This window comes from Bradyrhizobium sp. LTSPM299 (genome assembly GCF_000938235.1).
In the GTDB taxonomy this organism is placed as follows: Bacteria; Pseudomonadota; Alphaproteobacteria; order Rhizobiales; family Xanthobacteraceae; genus Bradyrhizobium.
Window position 1 is genome coordinate 303,885 of record NZ_JYMU01000013.1, and the last position, 22,196, is coordinate 326,080.

General features: G+C 64.1%; 22 protein-coding genes. 15 read left to right on the forward strand and 7 right to left on the reverse strand.

Annotated elements, in window-relative coordinates; translation table 11 throughout:
- The first annotated feature begins 46 nt into the window (after nucleotides 1-46).
- The 3 genes from UP10_RS09475 (at nucleotide 47) to UP10_RS09485 (ending at nucleotide 2,593) form a co-directional block, all read left to right on the forward strand.
- Nucleotides 47-388: a hypothetical protein gene (locus UP10_RS09475; RefSeq protein WP_156179727.1), complete on the forward strand. Its 342-nt coding sequence runs from the start codon at nucleotides 47-49 to the stop codon at nucleotides 386-388.
- A gap of 494 nt (nucleotides 389-882) precedes the next feature.
- On the forward strand, nucleotides 883-2,097 hold the full coding sequence (locus UP10_RS09480; RefSeq protein ID WP_044587053.1) for an extensin-like domain-containing protein: 1,215 nt from the start codon (nucleotides 883-885) through the stop codon (nucleotides 2,095-2,097).
- 112 nt (nucleotides 2,098-2,209) lie between these two features.
- Nucleotides 2,210-2,593, forward strand: a complete 384-nt coding sequence (locus UP10_RS09485) for a response regulator (protein ID WP_044587054.1) — start codon at nucleotides 2,210-2,212, stop codon at nucleotides 2,591-2,593.
- Nucleotides 2,594-2,632: 39 nt separating this feature from the next.
- On the opposite strand, the gene UP10_RS09490 is transcribed toward UP10_RS09485, so the two are convergent.
- Genes UP10_RS09490 through UP10_RS09500 form a run of 3 tightly spaced genes read right to left on the reverse strand, consistent with a single transcriptional unit; the run spans nucleotide 2,633 to nucleotide 5,545 of the window.
- Nucleotides 2,633-3,640 (reverse strand): methyltransferase, encoded by a 1,008-nt coding sequence (locus UP10_RS09490; RefSeq protein ID WP_044587055.1) that lies wholly within the window; start codon nucleotides 3,638-3,640, stop codon nucleotides 2,633-2,635.
- 25 nt (nucleotides 3,641-3,665) lie between these two features.
- A complete protein-coding gene (locus tag UP10_RS09495; protein WP_044587056.1) occupies nucleotides 3,666-4,880 on the reverse strand; it encodes an ABC transporter substrate-binding protein in 1,215 nt (404 codons plus the stop codon).
- A 17-nt stretch (nucleotides 4,881-4,897) separates the two neighbouring features.
- Complete coding sequence (locus tag UP10_RS09500; RefSeq protein WP_082077032.1) at nucleotides 4,898-5,545, reverse strand: MarR family winged helix-turn-helix transcriptional regulator; 648 nt, start codon at nucleotides 5,543-5,545, stop codon at nucleotides 4,898-4,900.
- Here UP10_RS09500 and UP10_RS46330 point away from each other — a divergent pair.
- The 4 genes from UP10_RS46330 (at nucleotide 5,537) to UP10_RS09515 (ending at nucleotide 9,618) form a co-directional block, all read left to right on the forward strand.
- Complete coding sequence (locus tag UP10_RS46330; RefSeq protein ID WP_283807646.1) at nucleotides 5,537-5,668, forward strand: hypothetical protein; 132 nt, start codon at nucleotides 5,537-5,539, stop codon at nucleotides 5,666-5,668. The two genes, UP10_RS09500 and UP10_RS46330, sit on opposite strands and share 9 nt — an antisense overlap.
- Nucleotides 5,669-5,804: 136 nt before the next feature.
- A complete protein-coding gene (locus tag UP10_RS09505) occupies nucleotides 5,805-5,999 on the forward strand; it encodes a hypothetical protein (RefSeq protein ID WP_156179728.1) in 195 nt (64 codons plus the stop codon).
- A 93-nt stretch (nucleotides 6,000-6,092) separates the two neighbouring features.
- On the forward strand, nucleotides 6,093-6,797 hold the full coding sequence (locus UP10_RS09510) for an SDR family oxidoreductase (protein WP_044587057.1): 705 nt from the start codon (nucleotides 6,093-6,095) through the stop codon (nucleotides 6,795-6,797).
- Nucleotides 6,798-6,942: 145 nt separating this feature from the next.
- Nucleotides 6,943-9,618 carry a flavin-containing monooxygenase gene (locus UP10_RS09515; protein WP_044587058.1) on the forward strand — a complete coding sequence of 892 codons (2,676 nt, stop codon included), beginning with the start codon at nucleotides 6,943-6,945 and terminating at the stop codon, nucleotides 9,616-9,618.
- 80 nt (nucleotides 9,619-9,698) lie between these two features.
- On the opposite strand, the gene UP10_RS09520 is transcribed toward UP10_RS09515, so the two are convergent.
- Together UP10_RS09520 and UP10_RS09525 are read right to left on the reverse strand one after the other, a co-directional pair.
- Entirely contained in the window at nucleotides 9,699-9,992 is a 294-nt protein-coding gene (locus tag UP10_RS09520; protein ID WP_044587059.1) for a hypothetical protein, read from the reverse strand.
- Between the two features lie 173 nt (nucleotides 9,993-10,165).
- Nucleotides 10,166-10,807 (reverse strand): TetR/AcrR family transcriptional regulator, encoded by a 642-nt coding sequence (locus UP10_RS09525; RefSeq protein WP_044587060.1) that lies wholly within the window; start codon nucleotides 10,805-10,807, stop codon nucleotides 10,166-10,168.
- A gap of 190 nt (nucleotides 10,808-10,997) precedes the next feature.
- Here UP10_RS09525 and UP10_RS09530 point away from each other — a divergent pair, with 190 nt between their 5' ends.
- The 5 genes from UP10_RS09530 to UP10_RS09550 all read left to right on the forward strand — a co-directional run bounded on the left by UP10_RS09530 (nucleotide 10,998) and on the right by UP10_RS09550 (nucleotide 18,356).
- The gene (locus UP10_RS09530) at nucleotides 10,998-12,317 is read left to right on the forward strand and encodes an HlyD family secretion protein (RefSeq protein WP_044587061.1); all 1,320 of its coding nucleotides are present in this window, start codon (nucleotides 10,998-11,000) and stop codon (nucleotides 12,315-12,317) included.
- Nucleotides 12,318-12,368: 51 nt separating this feature from the next.
- The gene (locus tag UP10_RS09535; protein WP_044587062.1) at nucleotides 12,369-13,958 is read left to right on the forward strand and encodes a DHA2 family efflux MFS transporter permease subunit; all 1,590 of its coding nucleotides are present in this window, start codon (nucleotides 12,369-12,371) and stop codon (nucleotides 13,956-13,958) included.
- Between the two features lie 341 nt (nucleotides 13,959-14,299).
- Nucleotides 14,300-16,102, forward strand: a complete 1,803-nt coding sequence (locus UP10_RS09540) for an ABC transporter ATP-binding protein (protein ID WP_044587063.1) — start codon at nucleotides 14,300-14,302, stop codon at nucleotides 16,100-16,102.
- 63 nt (nucleotides 16,103-16,165) lie between these two features.
- A complete protein-coding gene (locus UP10_RS09545) occupies nucleotides 16,166-17,563 on the forward strand; it encodes an MATE family efflux transporter (RefSeq protein WP_044587064.1) in 1,398 nt (465 codons plus the stop codon).
- A complete protein-coding gene (locus UP10_RS09550) occupies nucleotides 17,556-18,356 on the forward strand; it encodes a class I SAM-dependent DNA methyltransferase (protein ID WP_063775370.1) in 801 nt (266 codons plus the stop codon). The genes UP10_RS09545 and UP10_RS09550 overlap by 8 nt, the downstream gene beginning before the upstream one ends.
- On the opposite strand, the gene UP10_RS09555 is transcribed toward UP10_RS09550, so the two are convergent.
- Nucleotides 18,301-19,212 carry a DMT family transporter gene (locus UP10_RS09555; RefSeq protein ID WP_044587065.1) on the reverse strand — a complete coding sequence of 304 codons (912 nt, stop codon included), beginning with the start codon at nucleotides 19,210-19,212 and terminating at the stop codon, nucleotides 18,301-18,303. The two genes, UP10_RS09550 and UP10_RS09555, sit on opposite strands and share 56 nt — an antisense overlap.
- 74 nt (nucleotides 19,213-19,286) lie before the next feature.
- Complete coding sequence (locus tag UP10_RS09560; RefSeq protein WP_044587066.1) at nucleotides 19,287-20,030, reverse strand: sulfite exporter TauE/SafE family protein; 744 nt, start codon at nucleotides 20,028-20,030, stop codon at nucleotides 19,287-19,289.
- A gap of 157 nt (nucleotides 20,031-20,187) precedes the next feature.
- Here UP10_RS09560 and UP10_RS46475 point away from each other — a divergent pair, with 157 nt between their 5' ends.
- From UP10_RS46475 to UP10_RS09570, 3 genes are all read left to right on the forward strand, one after another.
- Complete coding sequence (locus UP10_RS46475) at nucleotides 20,188-20,388, forward strand: alpha/beta fold hydrolase (protein ID WP_349643960.1); 201 nt, start codon at nucleotides 20,188-20,190, stop codon at nucleotides 20,386-20,388.
- A 16-nt stretch (nucleotides 20,389-20,404) separates the two neighbouring features.
- The gene (locus UP10_RS09565; protein WP_349643961.1) at nucleotides 20,405-20,893 is read left to right on the forward strand and encodes an alpha/beta hydrolase; all 489 of its coding nucleotides are present in this window, start codon (nucleotides 20,405-20,407) and stop codon (nucleotides 20,891-20,893) included.
- Nucleotides 20,894-21,178: 285 nt separating this feature from the next.
- The gene (locus UP10_RS09570) at nucleotides 21,179-22,033 is read left to right on the forward strand and encodes an SDR family NAD(P)-dependent oxidoreductase (protein WP_245321699.1); all 855 of its coding nucleotides are present in this window, start codon (nucleotides 21,179-21,181) and stop codon (nucleotides 22,031-22,033) included.
- Nucleotides 22,034-22,196: the final 163 nt, after the last annotated feature.

The window sequence follows — 22,196 nt, forward strand, 5'->3', positions numbered from 1 at the left end:
GCGACCGATAGAGGTCAACGCATTTTCCGAAGCGATGGAGGCCAACATGAAACGCCTGAGCCTGATTGCGCTGCTGCTGCTCGGCAGCGCCGTCGCCGCCCATGCCGACAACGACATCTACACCGACATGCTGAAGCAGAAACGCAGCGACGACGCGCTGCACGTCGATACCGCATCCTGCGATGCGCAAGTCGGCGCCCCACAGAACGGCACGGCGACGTCAATCCAATACAAGACCTGCATGCGCGCCCGCGGCTGGCGCTTCAGCCACACGGTGCGCGAGCGTGCCAAGCCCGACGATGGCTATCCCGATCCTGATGATCCAGGTTTGGTGTGCCACGACTTCAAGATCGGCGGCATCACCGGGTCGAGCTGCTCGAATTTTTGATTGTCTGCGCAGATCTATCCCTGTCATTGCCAGCAACGCGAAGCAATCCATCGAGCCGCACGTGCGGAGGCATAGATTGCTTCGTCGCTTCAGCGCAAAATTGCTTTGCAATTTTGTCGCGAGCTCCTCGCAATGATGGGTGGCCCAAACAACAACGCGCCCGGCGGGTGCGGCCGCCGGGCGCGAAAATCCAGATATGATCCGACCTCTAGAAAACGCCGAGGATGATGGCGCCGACGAAGGCGAGCGCGACGTACGCAGCCACAATGCCCAGCTTGTTCAGCAGAGGACTCGCGAAATCCATTGGGAAGCTCCCTTGGCTCACACGCTGCCCGTATTAACCACGAAGTTAGCAAGACGTTCCCGGCCAAAAAAGTCAGCACTGCTGTCCATCCTGCCATCTCTAATGCGGCGCCGGGTTCCGCCGCATGGTTAAAGAGACGTGAATTCAATGCGTTGAAGAGTCCTTAAATAAATTCGGTGAACCTGCGCGCATGACGCGTGGAGTTCGTTTGTATCTCGTCGGCTCCCTTGTCCTTGTTTCGCTGGCTGGTTGCGGGCGCGGTCTGTTTCAGACCGCCGAGCGCGAGCCGTGGCGGGCCGAGGCAGAGGCCGCATGCCTGAAATCCGGCGCCGTGAAGGAGAGCGCCGACCTCGTTCGGATCGACCCGATCGCAGGTCCGGGCGTCTGCGGTGCGGAATTCCCGCTCAAGGTTGCCGCGCTCGGGGAGGCCAGCTCGAGTTACGGCTTTGCCGACGATTTGCGTCCGCCAGCGCCGATCGGCAACCAGCCGCGCTGGCCGATCAATCCGCAAGCGAGCCCGCCGCCCGCGCAGGCGCCTTATTCCAACCAGGCCGTGAGCCAGCCAGGCTATGGCGCTCAGCCGAACGGGCCGGTCTCGCTGACTGCGCCCGGCGTCGACCCGCAGCAGGAAGAGATCGACCTGCCGGCGGAAGGCGCGCCCGAGCCGAGAGGCGGCAGACCGTATTATCCGGGCCTGCCGGCCAATCCGCAGCGCGACAGCGCGGCCGCGCCCTATTCACCGGCGCCCTATTCTCAGCAGCCGCAGGACGCGGCACCGCCGCCGCGGCTCGGTCCGCCCGTCGGCAACCAGGTGATGGCGGTCGGCCCGGTCGCGGTGAAGCCGACGGCGACGCTGGCGTGCCCGATCGTCTCGGTGCTGGAGCACTGGCTCGCCGAGTCCGTGCAGCCGGCGGCGCAGCGCTGGTTCGGCGCGCGCGTGGTCGAGATCAAGCAGATCTCGGCCTATTCCTGCCGCGGCATGAACGGCAATCCGAATGCGCATATTTCCGAGCACGCCTTCGGTAACGCGCTCGATATCGCCGCCTTCACGCTCGCCGACGGCCGGCGGATCAGCGTCAAGGACGGCTGGAAGGGCATGCCGGAGGAGCAGGGCTTTCTGCGCGACGTCCAGGCCGCCGCCTGCCGGGAGTTCAATACGGTGCTGGCGCCGGGCTCCAACAAATATCACTACGACCATATCCATGTGGACCTGATGCGCCGCGCCAGCCGCCGCATCATCTGCGAACCGTCAGCCGTCTCGGGCGAGGAAGTTGCCTCCCGTGCCGGTGGCCGCGGCCCCTATGCAGCGCGCGAACCGTATGCCACAGGATCGCTTGGCCGCCGGCCGCTCGCCCCGCGGGGCAAGCCCGGGGTCAACGAAGAGGACGAGTTGACGGACGAGTAGGGCGCCTCTCGTATCCGTATTTTTACCGGGCCGCCGCGCAAACGGTGGCCACTTTTGGCTGCATATAATTGCGGAGCCGGATGGGCCCGGCTGATTTCCTTTGGGGGTAGCTTTGCAAGACGCTCCGATCATTCTCGTCATTGAAGACGATCGTGACCTTCAGATGATGGTGGAGGACGCCCTGAAGGACGGCGGCTTTGAGCCGGCGATCGCAGGCTCAGGCGAGGAAGCACTGACGCTGCTGAAAGCGTTCCGGACCAAATACTCGGCGCTGGTCACCGATATCCGCCTGCTCGGCCGGCTCGATGGTTGGCGCGTGGCGCGCGGCGCCCGCGAGGTCGATCCGGCCTTTCCCGTGCTCTACATCACCGGCGGTGGCGGTGAGGAGTGGCCGACCAGGGGCGTGCCGGACAGCGCGCTGCTGCAAAAGCCGTTCTCGCCCGACCAACTGGTCGCGGCGGTAGCAAAGCTGCTCAAGGATGCGCCGCGGGTGTGATTTCGATCTCCGGCGCGCAGCGGCGCTTTTGCGGTTGGATCAAGAGGGGCGTGCCTCGATTATGCTCAGCATGGGACCAGCAGGCGTCACGCCGGCCACCGCGAAGCCGGTGGCGCTGCAAAGATCGGAAAACTCTTCACGCGTTCGCTCGCGGCCACCTGGCGAAACCAGCATGTTGAGGTCGGAGCATTTGCCGATAAGCCCTTCGTTCGGCGGCGCGATGACGCGGTCAATGATCAGAATCCTGCTGGTCGCGCGCGCCGCGTGACGGCAGGCCCTCAGGATCAGGATCGCCTCATTATCCTCCCAATCATGCAGAATTGCCCGCAATATGTAAGCATCCGCTCCGGAAGGAGCGGCTTCAAAGAAGCTGCCCGCAACGATCTCGCATCGGTCTGCCACTCCCGCTGACGCAAGAAGAGGCCTCGCCTTCTCGACGACATGGGGCTGGTCAAGCAGGATCCCGTGCATGTCGGGATTCGCGGCGAGAATGCCGGCGAGCGCCTGTCCCCGTCCGCCGCCGACGTCGACAATCAGCCGAAACGGCGAGAAGTCGTAGGCCTTGAGGATCGCGTCGGTGGCGTTCTTCGAAAGAGCCGTCATCGCTTGATCGAAGATCGCGCTTTCTTCGGGATGTTCGGCGCGGAATTGCCAGACCGACTTGCCGTTGAGATCGGTGAATGCGTTGTTTCCAGTTCGCACGCTGTGCAGCAGATGGCCCCAGGCCCCCCACATGTAGGGCCGCCCGACGAACGCCGCCCATGCCCCGACCGGCGTGGATGAATCGGACCGCAGGCAATCGCCCATTGGGGTCAGCGAAAAGCTGCGCGCAGGATGCTCGTGGAGGACACCGGCCGCTGCGAGCGCGCGAAGCAGACGATAAAGTGCACCGGCGTGGACATCGATCCGGGCAGCCAGGTCATCGTTCGGACGCGGACCGTCCTTCAGCTGGTCGGCCACGCCGAGGTGCACGGCGGCGTAGATCGCCTGCGTGATTTGGTAGCCGTTGATGAGGCGATACATCTCGGCCGATGGACTTGTTGTCATGGCGATCGGTCTCCCTGTCGCTTTCCTAGTCGCCGCCGTCGATCGGTTCAGGTCGGCCGATCGGGGCCAGGCCGACACCGTCGAAACGGGCCAACTGAAGATGATGGATTGCACGGTAGTCGCGCGGCGAATTGCGGGCGCCAATGCCTGCCATGAACATCGGCGGCGTCTCGCCATTCAATGACGTCGCCAGGCGCAGCAGATTTTCGCGCGTGAGGTCGTCGCCGCACCGTTTCAGAACGAGTTCGATCATGCAGGCGTTGTCGTATCCCGACACGGCCGACAGATTGTCGAGGTCGACATTCGGCAAGTATTTGGTCGCGAACGCCCGATAGTCGACCACGGCAATCTCGTTAGCCTGAGTCGGATCCGTCGGCTGGCGCTCCCAGATCGCCGTCACGACGCCTTTCGACGCGGCGGCCCCGGCGGGAACGAATGTCGACCCCGCAGAGCCGATCGCAACGATGTGCAGAGGGTGCCATCCCAGCGCCGCAGCTGCGCGAATGCCCTGGGCGCTATATTTCGCTTGCGTGAACTGGACCAGGACGTCCGCGCCCGCTGACTTCAAGTCCATGATCTGGGCGTCGATCGATGCCTCGGTCAGCTCATGACTTGTCTTCCGGACGATCATCTGCTGCGCGCGATCGCCCAGTCCGCGTTCGAAACCCTTGAGGTAGTCGCGGCCGAAATCGTCGTTCTCGTATTGAACCGCGATCCTTCCCCTGGGCCGTTCGCGGAGAACGAATTTCGCGAACAGGATGCCACGCGATATGAACGTCGGATAGAAGGGCACGATCCAGGGAAACGCGATTGGGTCGTTGAAGCGTTCCGCGCCCGAGGTCAGGAACAGATTCGGGATGCCGCGATCATTCAGATATTTCTGTGTCGCGGCATTGGTCGGCGTTCCGATCGAGCCGGCGATGGCAAAGACCTCGTCGGCCTCGACGAGCCTGCGAGTCTGTTCGAGTGCCTTGGCGGGATTGAAGGCGTTGTCGAGCGAGATGAAGTTGACCTCGCGGCCGTTGATGCCTCCGCGGTCGTTGACCATCCGGAAATAGGCCGCCTGGGCCAGTCCGTAGGCCGCCGAGCCGGAGGCGGGACCGCTGTAGAATGCCGTAGTACCGAGCTTGATCTCATTGGCTGCGATGCCGGATACGCTCGGTTTCGCCCGTGCGCGGCCTCCGGTTGCAAGCGCCGCTCCAGTACCAACCAGGAAATGCCTGCGAGACAATAGACGCATGTCGAGCCTCCCGCACTTCACGCAAATTCGTCGAACTGGCCTTCTCTTTCGCTGCCGCGCTTGCGGCGACCAGCGCCGGGTCGTGCATGAACGCCGTTTCCCTCGACCAGCTTGGCGAGCAAGTCGATCAGCAGCGTTCGTTCGTGCGCCGCGAGCGGCGATAGGATTCGGTCATTCGCGGCCCGAATCTTTGGCAGCAGGGTTTCAAAAACCTGCGTTCCCTTTCCGGTCAAATGCAGCTCGCGGGCGCGCCGGTCGGTGTCGTTGATCCGGCGGACGATCAGTCCCTGGCGCTCAAGCCGGTCGCTGATCAGGCTGGCGCTGTTGCGATCGATGCCGATGGCATCGGCCACGCGCCGTTGTTCGATGCCCGGCATATCGACAACGAAGCGCAACATGGCGAATTCGAGCTGCACGACGCCGCTGCCTTCGAGCTCCTCGGCGATCAGGGACGCGCAGATTTGCTGAAGCCGGCGCGCCAGCGGCGCAGCCACACGCGGCAACGGAAGTCCGTCCTTGCCGATCTTGAAAATATTCGGATCCGGGCGCACCGACCGCGCCGGCGGCTCTCCGGTGGCTGGTCTGGGCCGCTCTGCACGGGGTTGTTTCGTCATAATTATGATAATAATAATTATGAGCATTTTGTCAAGCGCAAAATGACCCACGATCCGATCTCTGGCGGACGCGGCAGCGGCGTGTCCGACAGTGTGCTGCTGCAAAAGCCGTTCTCGCCCGACCAACTGGTCAGAGCGGTGACCAAGCTGCTAAAGGATGCGCCGCGCGCGTGATCGCGGCGGTCCTGATCGGCGCGCCGGCACTTATTCCATCTTTACAAAGTATCGCAGCGCCCCTTCTCGAATTCATACGGCGTTCCGCTCATCTTCGAGACGAACATTTCCACGTTCGTGCCCTATGGAGGCGAAGATGATGGCTTATCGTGCGTATATCGTCGGGGCGCACAGCCGACCGATTGCAGTGGTCAATATGGACTGCGGCGATGATGACGCCGCCATCAGGTCCGCCAGTCGTCTCGTCGACAGCCACGATGTCGAACTCTGGCAGATGGACCGGCCGGTCGCCAGGTTCGACGCCGCGTCAAAGCAGATCGTCAGGAAGTAGCTGCTGATATCGCGTGGCAGGCCGGGTGTCGCGCCTCGCGATCCCTGATGATAGACCTTGCGTCAGGTTCGTCATCAACGGGGATCATCGATCATGGCAGCAGGAAAAGTCGCGCTCGTCACCGCAGGCGGTAGCGGCATGGGAGCCGCGGCGGCGCGCAGGCTCGCGGCGGACGGATTCCACGTCGCGATCCTGTCGTCGTCGGGCAAGGGCGAGGCGCTGGCGAATGAGCTTGGCGGGGTCGGCTTCACCGGCTCGAACCGGTCGAATGACGACCTGAAGCGCGCCGTCGACGGCGTGATGACGCGCTGGGGCCGCATCGACGCGCTGGTCAACAGCGCCGGCCACGGCCCGCGCGCGCCGGTGCTGGAATTGACCGACGAGCAGTGGCACACCGGTCTCGACGTCTATCTGCTGAACGTGATCCGCCCGACGCGTCTCGTGGCGCTGATCATGCAGGCGCAGAAATCAGGCACCATCATCAATATCTCCTCCGCCTGGGCGTTCGAGCCGACCGCGATGTTTCCGACCTCGGCGGTGTTCCGGGCGGGCCTTGCGGCGTTCACAAAGCTGTTTACGGACAGCTATGCCGCCGACAATGTCCGCATGAACAACGTGCTGCCGGGCTGGATCGACAGCCTGCCGGCAAACGAAGAGCGGCGCTCGAGCGTGCCGATGCAGCGTTACGGCACGGCCGAGGAGATCGCGGCGACGATTGCGTTCCTCGCGTCCGATGGCGCCGGTTACATCACCGGCCAGAACATCCGTGTCGACGGCGGATTGATGCGGTCGGTGTAGTGCAGTTGCGTCTACACGCTGCATCCCGCGTTGCAATCTCCGGTCGCCACAAATGTGGTGACCGGAGATTGCATTTGTCATGATGACAAACTGAAAGCGCAGGACTAGCCTTCCGGCAAAATCAAAACGCATGGGAGGATATGGCATGCAAGACGCAGCAGTCGCAGCACGCGCTTCGGACTCAACGCCCAGCGGAACCGCGCAACAGGTCGACGTCGCCGTCGTCGGCGCCGGTTTCGCCGGGCTCTATCTCCTGCATCGGCTACGCAAGGCCGGCTTCTCGGCCGTTGTGCTCGAGGAAGGCGGCGATGTCGGCGGCACCTGGTACTGGAACCGGTATCCCGGCGCGCGCTGCGACATCCAGACCATCGACTACAGCTATACGTTCGATCCGGAACTCGACACGGCCTGGACCTGGTCGGAGAAATACGCGACCCAGCCGGAAATCCTGCGCTATCTCGGCTTCGTCGCCGACCGCTACGATCTGCGCCGCGACATCCGCTTCGGCACCAGGGTCACCCAGGCGACATGGGATGATTCCAGCGAGCGCTGGCAGATTGCGACCAGCCATGGTGCGCCAGTCTCGTGCCGCGACTACATCATGGCGACCGGCTGCCTTTCGTCGCCGAAACCGCCGGAGATCGACGGCGTCAAGGATTTCAAGGGCCAGATCTACTTCACCGGCCGCTGGCCGCATGACGGCGTCGATCTCAAGGGCAAGCGCGTGGCCGTGATCGGCACGGGCTCGTCGGGCATCCAGTCGATCCCGCTGATCGCGGAGCAAGCCGCAGAGCTCACCGTGTTCCAGCGCACGCCGAACTTCGCGCTGCCCGCGGGCAACGGCCCGGCGCCGGACGATCGCAAGGGCTTCTTCGAGACCGATCGCGCCGCCTATCGCGAGCAGGCGCGCTGGTCGATGGCCGGCGTGCCGTATCCGCAGCAGATGGATGTGAGCTGGCAGTTAAGCGACGCCGAGCGCCGCGCGCGCTTCGAGAAGGCGTGGGCGGCCGGCGACCTCGTCCACATCCTGACACAACTCTGGGCCGACCAGGGCGTCGACGTCGACGGCAACAGGCTGGTCGGCGAGCTGATCCGCGAGAAGATCCGCAGCGCCGTGAAGGATCCGGAGATCGCCGCGACGTTGAGCCCGCACGATCATCCGTTCGGCGCCAAGCGTCCCTGCCTCGATACCAATTACTACGCGACCTACAACCGTCCCAACGTCACGCTGGTCAATCTGCGGCAGGAGCCGATCAAGGCGATCACGTCTGGCAGCATCACCACCGATAAACGCAGCGTCGATGTCGACGTCATCGTGTTCGCCACCGGCTTCGATGCGATGACCGGTGCGATCATGGCGGTGCATCCGATTTCGGGCCGCGGCGGCAAGTCGTTGTCCGATGTCTGGGCGCACGGGCCGCAGAGCTATCTCGGGCTCACCGTTTCAGGCTTCCCGAATCTGTTCATGATCACCGGTCCCGGCAGCCCGTCGGTGCTGTCGAACATGGCGGTCTCGATCGAGCAGCATGTCGATTGGGTGGTCGATCGTCTGGCTGAGGTGCGCAACGCCGGCTTCACCACCATGGAAGCGACCGAGACGGCGCAGGCCGGCTGGGAGCGGCACATGGCCGACTGCGCGACGCTGACGCTGCATCGGCTCGCCAACACCTGGTACACGGGCGCCAACGTGCCCGGCAAGCCGCAGGGTGTGATGCCCTATACCGGCGGTGTCGGTCCGTACCGCAGCATCTGCAACGAGGTCGCGAGCCGCGGCATGCTGGGCTTCAAGCTGAGCGGTCCCGGCGTCGCTGCGCAATGCAATGACGGCGAGGTGGTGCGGCTGCAGCCCGACGTGCGGCTGGTGCTCAATATGCTCGGCGAAATGAACCTGCCGCCGATCGAAACGATGGGCGCGCAGGGTGCGCGCGACTTCCTCAACGAGTTCAACAAGGGCCGACCCGCCGGCCGGCCGGTCGGCGAGACCGGCACCGGCATGCTGCAGGGGGCCGAAGGCCCGCTGCCTTACAAGTTGTACCGGCCGGCGACGCCGGGGCCGCATCCGATCGTGGTCTATTTCCACGGCGGCGGCTGGGTGCTCGGCGACGAGTTGTCAGACGATCCGTTCTGCCGCGACATGTGCCGGCGCACCGGCATGATCGTGGTCAGCGTCGGCTACCGCCACGCGCCCGAGCATCGTTTCCCGGCCGCAGCCGAAGACGGCTACGCTGCGACACGCTGGATCGCCGCGCATACCGCCGAACTCGGCGGCCGCGCCGGGCCGGTGCTGGTCGCGGGGTGGAGTGCCGGCGGCAATATCGCTGCGGTCACCTGCCAGCTCGCGCGCGATCGCGGCGGGCCCGACATCGCGGGACAGTTGCTGGTCTGTCCGGTCACCGACTGCAGCTATGATCGGCCGTCCTATGTCGACAATGCGACGGGTTACTTCCTGACGCGCGGGCTGATGTTCTGGTTCTGGGACATGTACTGCTCGCCTGCCGATCGCACCGATCCGCGCGTCTCGCCGCTGCGCGGCAAGCTCGAGGGCCTGCCGCCGGCCTATGTCGTGACCTGCGAGTTCGATCCGCTGCGCGACGAGGGCATCGCCTATGCCGAGGCGCTCGCAAAGGCTGGCGTGCCGGTCGAGCAGCTCAAGGCGCACGGCCAATTCCACTCGTCCTACACCATGGTCGACGTCATCATCACCGGCGTCGGCGGCCGCGTGAAGATGGCGCAGGCGCTGCGCCGTTTTGCGGGGCTGCCTGAGGAGTTGGAGCAGGGCGAACGGAGCGCGCCGGCGCAGATCAACGCGGCGGCGAACTAAGGGGGGCTCGCTCTTACCTCTCCCGCAAGCGGGAGAGGGGGCGCACCGTGGTCGCGGACGCGACCGAATTCGATTCTGCTTCAGAGGAAGGCGAGGTGTTCGACCTTGTTCACGACGTCGTTAAGTGTCTGCTGGGTGGCGGCGGTGTCGCCGCCCGCCATGAACACCTGCCAGAACTGCCGGCCGGCGATGTGCAAATGCAGGACCGACAGGCGCACGCCATTCTTGTTTCCGGCGACCTCGGACGGGTTGTTGATGACGTCGGTGAATCCGCTTTGCTTCAGCGTGTTGGCAATGACGCCCTTGAGCTCGCCGATATTGGCGAGGGCATCGCTGAGACTCATGCTGCGGGTATTGGCGAAGAGGAAAGCCATGTGACACCTCGGGTGCTGTGCGCGACGCGTGATGCGCTGTCGAACCGGCCTCCTGGCCGTTCAACCAGAGGTGTAATAGTTCGATGTCTGATCGCGGTATGAGCCGTCTCACAGCAACGGCCGGCGACCGTGCGTCAATTGCGCGCATGTCTTCGCGAGCAGCGTTAGGTGCGTTACCCCATCTTCGGCCGGTACGCCGCGAAGAACACGCGCGTGGCGCTATCGACCACGCTGGAGATCTGTTCGGGCGACGGCGACGGCTTGGCCTGGAAGATGAACGCCTGGAACAGCGTCGCCTGGCACATCTGCATGAACTGGGAGGCTGCGAGTTGGCAGTCGTCGATCGCAAGTTCGCCGAGCGTTGTGCGCGCTTCCAGATAGGCGGCGAAGCGATCGATGGTGTGAGCGATCACGTGCTCATAGAACCGGCTGCCGAGCTCGGGCATCCGCTCGGCGATCGCCATCACGGTGCGGACCGCCGAGCCGCCGCCGGGACGGCAGAGCACCGCGACATAGGCGCGGCCGAACTCGGGGAGGGTGGTGTCGACGTCGCGTTCGGGATCGAAATTGAAGGCGGTCTTGCTCTGCTCGAGCTTTTCCTCCTCGACGATCGCCGCGAACAGCCCGGCCTTGTCGGGGAAGTAAACGTACAGCGTGCCCTTGGAGACTCCGGCGGCACGCGCGATCTCGCCCATGCTGGCGCCGTCAAAACCGAGGTCCATGAAGACCTTGCGGGCGCCATCCAGGATCTGGCGGCGCTTCGACGAGTCTTCCTCGCCGACGAGCTGGAGGGGCTTTGGGGACGGTGCAATCATTGGTTTAGCTTCTCGGGAAAGAATTCAACCCAAAATACGCGGGGTAAGAATCGAAGCATTATAGTTCGTTGCACGGGAATATAGATTGACCGAACCGTTCGGTCAATGCTACCTTTCGACGCGACGATGACCCGCGAAGCCGGAGTTTCGGCCGTGCGCGCATCGGGATTTTTTTGTGGGGAAGCCAATTATGGCCGCAGCGAGAGACCAGGCCGCGCGCATCGTCCGTTCCGGGCCGGAGACGGCCGAGGACGTGTCGCCACGCGACGCCTCCGCCAATCCAGGCGAGCAGGCCAAAGCTCAAATTGCGGCTCATGCTGCTGAAGAAGCCAAGCGCGGTCCCGCCGAGGCGCCGATCGTGCCTACGCCCGAGGACAAACCAGCGGCTGCGCCTGCTGCCGTCGCCGCTGCGGCACCGAAATCCGGCAAGCGCAAATTCGTGATGACCGGCGTGGTCGGCCTGCTGGCGCTCGCCGCCGCGAGCTACGCTACCTATTACCTGATGGTCGGACGCTTCTACATCGCGACCGACGACGCCTATGTCCGCGCCAACAACACCATGCTCGGCGCTCGCGTTGCGGGCCACATCGCCGCGATCCTGCCGGGTGACAATGCGCTGGTGCGTGCCGGCGACGTGGTCTTGCGGATCGATGACGGCGACTATCGCATCGCGGTCGACGCCGCGCGCACCAGGATCGCAACCCAGCAGGCAACCATCGAACGCATCGGCCGCCAGATCACGGCGGCCGAGAGCGCGGTCGAGCAGGCCAAGGCGCAGCTCGTCTCTGCGGAAGCCGGCATGAAGCGAGCTGATCTCGATTTCGATCGCCAGCAGGCGCTAAGCAACAAGGGCTTTGCGTCGCGCGCGACCTTCGAAGTCTCCGAAGCCGGCCGGGACCAGGGCGCAGCCGCGGTGCGGTCGTCGCAGGCGGCTTACGACGCCGCAAACAGCAATGTCGATGTCACCAAGGCGCAGCAGGTCGAGGCTCGCGCCCAACTCGCCGAACTGCAGACCCAGCTTGCCAAGGCCGAACGCGATCTCGGTTTCACCGCGGTCCGCGCCCCGGTCGACGGCACTTTCTCCAATCGCCTGGTCAATACCGGCGACTACGTCACGCTCGGCCAGCGGCTCGGCAACGTGGTGCCACTCGAGGGCGTCTATATCGACGCCAACTACAAGGAAACCCAGCTCAAGCGCATTCGCCCGGGCCAGAGGGTGACCATCAAGGTGGACGCCTACGGCTTCCGCAAATTCACCGGTATTGTGGACAGCATCTCCCCGGCGGCTGGCTCGGTATTCACGCTGCTGCCGCCCGACAACGCCACCGGCAACTTCACCAAGATCGTGCAGCGCCTGCCGGTCCGCATCCGGGTGCCTGCCAGCGTCGCCAAGCAGGGCATGCTGCGCGCCGGCATGTCGGTCTACACTGTCGTCGACACCAGTGAGGGCGCGACCGATGCCGACAGCAGCGCCGATCTCGACGCGCCGATGATGATCCATCCGCAGTGATTGCCTTGAAGCTTCGAACCATCGGTTTGAAGCTCGGAGCCCGATGAGCCCATGGCCAACGCGACCACTGCTTCCCCTTCGATGATGACCGGCGCCTCGGAGACCGAGCGCATTCAGCCGAAGCGGCTGGTTGCCTTCATCATCATGGTGTTCGGGATGTTCATGTCGATCCTGGACATCCAGATCGTCTCGGCATCGCTGTCCGACATCCAGGCCGGACTGTCGGCGAGTTCGACCGAAGTGTCGTGGGTGCAGACCGCCTATCTGATCTCCGAAGTGATCGCGATTCCGCTGTCCGGCTTCCTGTCGCGCGCGCTCGGCACAAGGCTGTTGTTTGCGATTTCGGCGTTCGGTTTCACCGCCTCGAGCCTGTTGTGCGGTTTCGCATCTTCGATCGAGCAGATGATCCTGTGGCGCGCGCTGCAGGGCTTTCTCGGCGCTGGTATGATCCCGACGGTGTTCGCCTCCGCCTACACCATCTTCCCGCGCAGCAAGTTCTACATCGTAGCTCCGATCATCGGCCTGGTCGCGACGCTGGCGCCGACCGTCGGCCCGACGGTCGGCGGCTACATCACCGACCTGATGTCTTGGCACTGGTTGTTCTTCATCAACATCGTGCCCGGCATCGGCATCACCATCGGCGCGCTGGCGCTGATCGATTTCGACCAGCCCAATTTCGCGCTGCTGGATCGCTTCGACTGGTGGGGCCTGATCTTCATGGGCGGTTTCCTCGGTTCGCTCGAATATGTGCTGGAGGAAGGCCCGCAATATGAATGGCTGCAGGACACCTCGGTGGCGATCTGCGCCGTGATCTGCTTCGTCTCGGCGATTGCCTTCTTCTGGCGCGTGCTGACGACGCAGGAGCCGATCGTCGACCTGAGCGCCTTCGTGAACCGCAACTTCGCGGTCGGCTGCGTGCTGCAGTTCTGCATCGGTGTCGGGCTCTACGGCCTGACTTACGTCTATCCACGCTATCTCGCGGAGATCCGCGGCTACAGCGCGCTGATGATCGGCGAGACCATGTTCGTCTCCGGCGTGACCATGTTCTTGATGGCGCCCGTGGTCGGCCGCCTGATGCAGAAAGTCGATTTGCGCTACATCATCGCCTTCGGCCTCGTTACCTTCGCGCTCGGCTCCTGGCAGATGACCTGGATCACCCGCGAATATGACTTCTACGAGCTACTGATCCCGCAAATCCTGCGCGGCATCGGCATGATGTGCGCGATGGTGCCGACCAACAATATCGCGCTTGCCACGCTGCCGCAGGAGCGCGTCAAGAATGCCTCCGGCCTGTTCAATCTGATGCGCAATCTCGGCGGCGCGGTCGGGCTTGCCGTCATCAACCAGGTGCTCAACGACCGCACCGACCTGCACATCTCGCGGCTGCAGGACCGCGTCACCTGGGGCAACGCCACCGCGGTCGAGACGCTCAACAATTTCACCCAGCGCATGCAGGGCATGGGCGATTCCGCCGTCATGGCGATGAAGCAGCTCTCGCAGATCGTGCACCGCCAGGCCGCGGTGATGGGCTATGGCGACGCCTTCTTCATGCTGTCGCTGTTCTATGTCGGCCTCAGCCTCTTGGTGCTGCTGGTCAACAAGCCGCCGTCAATGGCCGCAGGCGGCGGCGACGCGCATTGAGTCCTGGCGGCCACACTCGCGCGGTTTGAATCGCGAGATGACGCGCTCACGCCGATGTCATCTTGCAAATCGCGCGTGACGCATTTATAAGCAGCGCATTGTCACTCGAACCGGGGAGATGTGCATGATTTCGTCGTTTACACAGATCGCGCGCCCGCGTTCGAGGCTCTTGCTGGACGCGACAGCGTATTGAGCACCAGCTCTGATCGGGCCTGATCCCCGATCGTCAAGACTTCCAACACGTTACCGATTGTTTCCAACGACGCTCGTGGCCGGATTCCGCCCGTGCGTCACTTCAGATGGAGCCGGCCGGCGCTGCTGATGCGTGACCGGAATGTGCCATGACCGTTCAAACCACCAAACGACCCGCCGCGATACGGATTGTGCTTCCGTTCGTGTTCCGCCACTGGCTGAAGCAGCCGCTGCTCGGTTCCGCCATGATCGCGGGATTCCTCGGCGCGACCGTCGCTGACCTTTTGATGCCGGTCTATTCCGGCCATCTGGTCGATGCGCTGACCTCCGGCGCCTCTGATACCGCCGCGCGCCATGCGGCGATGATCGCGTTCGGCGCGATTGTCGCGCTCGGCCTCGTGTCGGTGATCCTGCGCATGTGCGGGCTGCAGGCGATCGTGCCGTTCACGCTGAAGACGATGGCCGACGTCGCACAGCAGACCTTCATGCGCGTGCAGCGCTTTTCGACCGACTGGCACGCCAATTCGTTCGCCGGGTCCACCGTGCGCAAGGTCACGCGCGGCATGTGGGCGCTCGACCTGTTGAACGACACGATCCTGATGGCGCTGCTGCCCTCGATGGTGGTGCTGCTGGGCTCGATGATCCTGCTCGGCCTGCACTGGCCGCAGTTAGGGGCGGTGATTGCGATCGGCTCGGTGATCTATGTCACGATGACCGTCAGGCTGTCGATCGGCTACGTCGCGCCGGCCGCGCGCATCTCCAACGCGTGGGACACCAAGGTCGGAGGCACTCTGGCGGATGCGTTGACCTGCAACGCCGTCGTGAAATCGTTCGGCGCGGAAGCGCGCGAGGATATCAGGCTCGGCGGCGTGATCGGGCGCTGGCGCAGGCGGGTGCGGCGGACCTGGTTCCGCTACAACTACACCTCGGCTGCGCAATTGATGGTGCTGCTGTGCTTCCGCGCGTCGGTGATCGGCGGCGCGATCCTGCTGTGGGCGGCGGGCCGCGCCACGCCGGGCGACGTCACCTATGTGCTGACCAGCTACTACATCATCCACGCGTACTTGCGCGATGTCGGCATGCACATCAACAATTTGCAGCGTTCGGTAAACGACATGGAGGAGTTGGTGGCGATCCATGGCGAGCCGCTCGGCATTGTCGACGCTGATGATGCCGCGCCGATCGACATCGAGGGCGGCCGTATCGTGTTCGACGACGTCACGTTCCACTATGGCGGCCATCGGCTGCCGCTCTATGACGGCCTGTCGGTCGACATCCGCGCGGGCGAACGCGTCGGCCTGGTCGGGCGCTCCGGCTCCGGCAAGACGACTTTCGTCAAGCTGGTGCAGCGGCTCTACGACGTCTCCGGCGGCAAAATCCTGATCGACGGTCAGGACATCGCCAAGGCGACGCAGCAATCGCTGCGCAGCCAGATCGCGATCGTGCAGCAGGAGCCGATCCTGTTCCACCGCTCGCTGGCGGAGAACATCGGCTACGGCCGGCCGGGAGCCAGCATGGAGGCGGTCGAACAGGCGGCGCGGCTTGCAAATGCGCACGACTTCATCATGCGGCTGCCGAAGGGTTACGGCACGCTGGTGGGTGAGCGCGGCGTCAAGCTGTCGGGCGGCGAGCGGCAGCGCGTGGCGCTGGCGCGCGCGTTCCTGGCCGATGCGCCGGTGCTGATCCTGGACGAGGCGACCTCGAGCCTCGACTCGGAATCGGAGGCGCTGATCCAGCAGGCGATGGAGCGGCTGATGAAGGGCCGGACCTCGATCGTGATCGCACATCGGCTGTCGACGGTGCGCAGCATGGATCGGATCCTGGTGTTCGATCGCGGCGCGATCGTCGAGCAGGGCACCCACAAGACGCTGGCCGCGCGAGCCGGCGGCATCTATCGCGGCCTGTTCGAGCGTCAGGTGACCGAGTTCGGCCGGATCGACGCGGCGGAGTGAAAATGCTGGCGCGTGGCTGACGATCGCCACGCGCCAGCAATTGATCTTGAGATTGGATTTGCAATGAAGGACCTGACGCACGGCTCCATCGTGAGCCACATCCTGGCAATGGCGCCACCGATCGTCGTCGGCATGATCACGATCATGATCTGCCAGCTGGTCGACCTGTATTTCGTCGCGGGCCTTGGCGACGCCGCCGTCGCCGGCGTGGCGGCGGCCGGCAACGCCGGATTCCTGATCAATGGGTTCATGCAGGTGCTGGGCGTCGGTTCGGTCGCGCTGATCGCGCAGGCTGTCGGACGCAAGGACCCGCTCGACGCCAATCTGGTGTTCAACCAGGCCATCGTGCTGTCGGTGCTGTGCGGGCTGCTGACCTTGGTCGCGGGCGCCATGCTGTCGCGTCCTTATATGCGCGCGGTTGCCGCCGACCAGGCCACCATCGAGGCCGGCACGACCTATCTGCTGTGGTTCATGCCGGCGCTGGCGCTGCAATTCATCACGCAGGTGATGGGGTCGGGGCTCCGGGCCACCGGTATCGTGCGGCCGAGCATGCTGGTGCAGGTGCTTGCGGTGCTGATCAATATCGCGCTGGCGCCGGTCCTGATCGCCGGCTGGGGCACTGGCCATCCGCTCGGCGTCGCCGGCGCAGGCCTTGCGAGCTCGATCGCGGTGCTGGTCGCCGTCGTGATGCTGTTCGTGTACTTCCACATGCTCGAGCGCTATGTCGGCTTCGATTCCGCACAGTGGCGTCCGCAACTCCTTGTGTGGAAGCGCATCCTCGATGTCGGCCTGCCGGCCGGCGGCGAGTTCGCGATCATCTTCGCCTGGATGGGCGTGATCTATTATGTGTTGCGCGATTTCGGCCCGGCGGCGCAGGCCGGATTCGGTATCGGCACGCGCGTGCTCGGCCTGATCCAGATGCCGGCGCTCGCGGTCGCGCTCGCCGCAGGTCCAATCGCCGGCCAGAACTTCGGCGCCGGGAATTTCGCGCGCGTGCGGGAGACGTTCGTCAAGGCGGCGGCGCTCGCCACCATTGTGATGGGTGCTTTCACGATCCTGGCGCAATGCAAGCCCGAATGGCTGCTCGGCAACTTCTCGAACGATCGGGAGACCATGGGGGTCGCGGCGATGTTCCTGCAGTTCGTCTCGCTCAATCTCGTGGCGCAGGGGCTGGTCTTCACTTGCAACTGCATGTTCCAGGGGCTCGGCAACACCAGGCCGGTGCTGGTGAGTTCGGCGACGCGCCTGCTCACCTATGCTGTGCCGGTGGTCTGGCTTTCGACGCAGTCAGGCTTCCGGATCGAGCACGTCTGGTATCTGTCGATCGCGACCACCACGCTGCAGGCCACGTTGAGCCTGTGGCTGCTGCGCCGTGAGTTCGGCAAACGCCTCGAACATGAGCCGGACGATGTCCGTAGCCCCGTCAAAGCGACCAGCCCGACGTTGAGGGAGCATGCGTAAGGACGATGTCTGGGACGCCGAGACGGCCAAAACCTACGACACCCCTGGCACCGGAATGTTTGCGCCAGAGCTGCTCGGGCCAACGGTTGATCGGCTCGCTGAGCTGGCCGGTAGCGGGCGCGCGCTCGAATTTGCCATTGGCACGGGGCGTGTCGCCATCCCGCTCAGCGAGCGAGGCGTTTCCGTGGCGGGCATCGAAATGTCGAGGGCGATGATCGACCAGTTGCGCATCAAAGCCGACGCATCGAAGATACCGGTCGCCATGGGTGATATGGCGACGACGTCGGTCCCGGGGCGCTATGCGCTGGTCTATCTCGTCTACAACACCATCTCGAACCTGTTGACGCAGGACGCGCAGGTGGAGTGTTTTCGCAACGCTGCGCGGCACCTTGATCCCGGCGGCAGATTCGTGATCGAGCTTTGGGTCCCTGAACTGCGCAAATTGCCGCCCACCGTGGAGGCGGTCGTCTGGCAGTCGGAGCCCGGCTACATCGGCTTGGACACCTATGATGTGGTGAGCCAGCATGTGGTGTCGCACCACATCAGATTTGGTAATGATCGGCAGGCGACCTCGGTGCGCTCAACCCATCGCTACATCTGGCCGGCAGAACTTGACTTGATGGCTCAGTTGGCCGGTTTCGAACTTGAGAACAGGTCTGCGGATTGGAGCGGCGCGCCATTTACCGCCGAGTCACGGTCGCACGTCTCGACATACCGGCTTCCCACGGGGGGTAAAGTTACTCCGGAACGAGCTGGGCCGGAGGCGGCGCCTTCTGCCCCCGCGTCCGTGTAGAGATCGCCACCGTCGCCACCACGGCGGCGGCGAACAGCACGATCTGCCAGGTGATGGTCTCGCCATTGAACAGGGCGGCAAGCGCGAAGGTGACGAAGGGCTGCAGCAACTGCACCTGCGACACCCGCGCGATGCCGCCCATCGCCATGCCGGCGTTCCAGGCGAAGAACCCGATCCACTGCGAGAACAGCGCGACATAGAGCAGGCCGAGCAGCGGCTTGAGCGGGATGTCGAGAAGATCGGCCGGCATGGTCAGAGCCGCGGCCGGCACCGAGAACGGCAGTGCGATCACCAGCACCCAGCTGATGACCTCCCAGCCCGGCATCGAGGCGGTGAGCTTGCCGGAGAAAGCGTAGCCGACCGCTGCGACCGCGACGGCGGCGAACAGGAACAGGTCGCCGACCGACAGCGTGCCGCCGCCTTGCCGCAGCGCAAACGCCACGACGAGCGCGGCGCCGACCAGTGATGCGATCCAGAACAGCGGTCGCGGACGCTCATGGGTGACCGCGACGGCGACCAGCGCCGTTGCGATCGGCATGCCGCCGAACACCACGCCGCCATGCGAGGCGTCGACGCGTTGCATGCCCATCGCCATCAGCAGCGGAAACAGCACGACGACGCAGACCATCGTCAGCAGCAGTTGCGGCCATAGCACGCGCGGTGGCAGCGGACGCCGCAACGCGATCAGCACCGCCAGCGAACAGACGCCGGCGATCGCGGCCCGGATCGCGGTCAGTGCAGCCGGATCAATCGCCGAGACCGCAAGCCGTGTGCCCGGCAGCGTGCCGCCGAAGATCACCATGCCGACAAAGCCGAGCAGCAGGCCGAGACGTTCGCGCGAATGGGAAGTGGACATAGTTTAGGTGGTTAGCTGCTTTGTCGGGGCTTCGACAAGCAACGTGCTCGGAGCACATGGCGGCTATGCGCGCGCTATCTCGGAGCAATTCCGCTCCACACCAGTCCGACACCGGACAGGAACAGCAGCACCAGCACGACGTCGGAGAAATTGCGGTCGTTCAGCGCGTGGTAGACCCGTGCGCCGAGCCAGGCGCCGAGCAGCGTTCCCGGAAATGCGCAGATCGTCAGCCAGACGATCTCTGGCTTTACCAGGCCGCTTCCGATCTGGACGCAGAGCGCGACGGCCAGGATCGTGAAGTTGAAGGTCTGGAACACGCCGCGGCGCTGCTCCTTGCCCCAGCCGCGCACGCTCGCCCACAGGATCGGCAGCGGGCCGGACAGTCCCGCGAGCCCGCCGAGGATGCCGCCGGCAAATCCGATCGCACCGTCGGCCCATTTGCCGCCAAAGCTGATCGACATCGGCTTGCGCTGCAGGAACAGCGCGATCGGAAATACCAGAAGGAAGATGCCGATGGTCAGCTTGAAGACGGTCGGGTCGGCGCGGGCGACCAGCAGGATGCCGATCGGTACGCCGGCAAGGCCGCCGACAATAAAGGGCAGGACCAGGCGGAAATCGATCGTCTTCCAGATCGACGGCAGCGTCGAGACCTGCGCAATCACAGAGCAGATCAGCACCAGCGGTACTGCGAGCGTCGGCGGCAGCACATAGAGCCAGATGCCGAGCGCCATCAGCGCGGTGCCGAATCCGGCGAGGCCGGAGACGAAGCCGCCGGCCAGCGCGCCGAAGAACAGAAGCGCATAGCTCGCTGCGGTCATCGTTGTCTTTCTGTTGTCATGCCAGGCGATGCGCCCTGGAACGACGGGTGTGCTTATCGCGACACGGGTGTGTTTATTGCGACGTTTACACGACGTTGGCGGCGGGTACACTTCGAAATCGCGAACCTTCAACGACAATCGAAATGGAAGCGTCTCCATGACTGCGAGTTCGTCCAAAACCTTTCTGGTCTGTCACGGCGCCTGGTCGGCGGGATGGGCGTGGAAGAAGATGCATCCTTTGATGCGGGCTGCCGGGCACCGGCTGATCACGCCGAGCTACACCGGGCTCGGCGAGCGGGCGCATCTTGCCACCCAGTCGCTCGATCTCGAGGCCCACATCCAGGACGTTTACATATGAAGACATCAGCGACATCGTGCTGGTCGGCCACTCCTATGGCGGCATGGTCGCAGCCGGTGTGGCCGATCGCGCACGCGCCCGCGTCGCGCAACTGATCTATATCGATGCTTTCGTGCCGCGCGACGGCCAATCGCTGTTCGACCTGTTCGAGCCCGCCGTCGCGCAGATGCGGGAGGCGGCGCGGAATGGCGACGGCTGGCGCGTCCCGCCGATATCGATCCCGCCGGACACCTCGGCTGCCGATATCGAATGGCTGACCCCGCGCCGCGTCAACATGCCGATCAAATGCTTCGAGCAGAAATTGAAGCTGCAATATGGCGAGCCGACCCTGCCGCGCAGCTACATCTACGCGACCCGCGCCACGCCGTCTGACACGTTCGGCCAATTTGCCAAGCGCGCCAGAGCCGAGGCCGGATGGCGCGCGTTCGACATCGACGCCAGCCATTCGCCGAATGTCACCGCGCCCGAGGCGCTGATGGCGCTGCTGGAGACGATCGTAGCCTGATTGGCGGCGAACGGCTAAAGCGATGAGATTGCGTTGAATCGTCGTCGCGAAGGCGGTGCGCTCCCTCCCTCGCAAGCGGGAAGGTGCAGCTAGGGCGCGTACTCATAAATTTCGACTACGTCTGCTTCGCTCCAACAGCGACCACCTTTGTGCTGGCGCAGCAAAAGACGCGAAGGGCCAAGAGCGGACATCCCGCACGCTTCCCAATCGCTTGAAAGTGCGGTCATATGGCGTCCGGTGACACTTGGCGTTTTGGGGCGAGGGTGTCCGCTTGCACGGGGGAGAATGCGCGTGAAGGAACTCGCTGGAAAGACTGTGTTCGTGACCGGTGCAGCGTCAGGCATTGGACTGGGGATCGCGACCGCCTTCGCCCAAGCGGGGGCGAAAGTCATGCTTTGCGACATTGAAGAAGTGGCTCTGTCCGCAGCGCTCAAGCAACTGAGGCTCACCAACGTCGATGTCGACGGCGTGAAAGCGGACGTTTCACTCAAAGCCGAACTCGTGGCGGCCGCCGAAGCCACGACTGCCCGCTACGGCAAGGTGCATATCCTCGTCAACAACGCAGGCGTCGGCGGCGGTGGGCCTTATGGCGCCTGGACCGAGGCGGCGTGGAACTGGACCATGGGCGTCAACCTGATGGCGACCATTTGGGGGATCGAGATTTTCGGGCCTTTGATCGAGCAGCATGGCGAGGGTGGACACATCGTCTCCACAGCCTCGATCGCTGGCCTTATTTCAGGGGAGAGCAATGCATACAACGTCTCCAAGTATGGCGTTGTCGCGCTGTCCGAGGGACTGCGGCGTGAACTCGCGCCCCGAGGGATTGGCGTATCGGTGCTGTGTCCCGGGTTCATCCGCACTCAAATCGTGGACTCAAGACGCAATCTCCCCAAGCGCTTCGAGGGGGCGCTCCCTGCCTTGCCGACTTCGGGCCCACGTGCCGAGTGGATCAATATGCTTCGGGAACGCATCTCTCAGGGCATAGAACCCAACTATGTCGGTGAACTCGTCCGCGAAGGCGTCGAAAAGGACTTGCCATATATCTTCACCGACCTCGAATTTGAGCCGATGATCGAAGCGCGCTTCGCCGCAATCAAGCAAGGCTTTGACCACATCCGCGGGCGCACCCCGAAACGTTGAGCGCGCAGCCCTTCCACCAGCCTGATTGAGTCCGCGTCCTAGAGCACTTTCGGTTCTGATTGAATCAGAACCGAAGCTCTAGATTCTTGTTTTGACGCGTTTTCTTGACGCGAACCGGTGTCCACTTCGCTCGAAAACGCTCTGGTTTGCCGCGCGACTGATT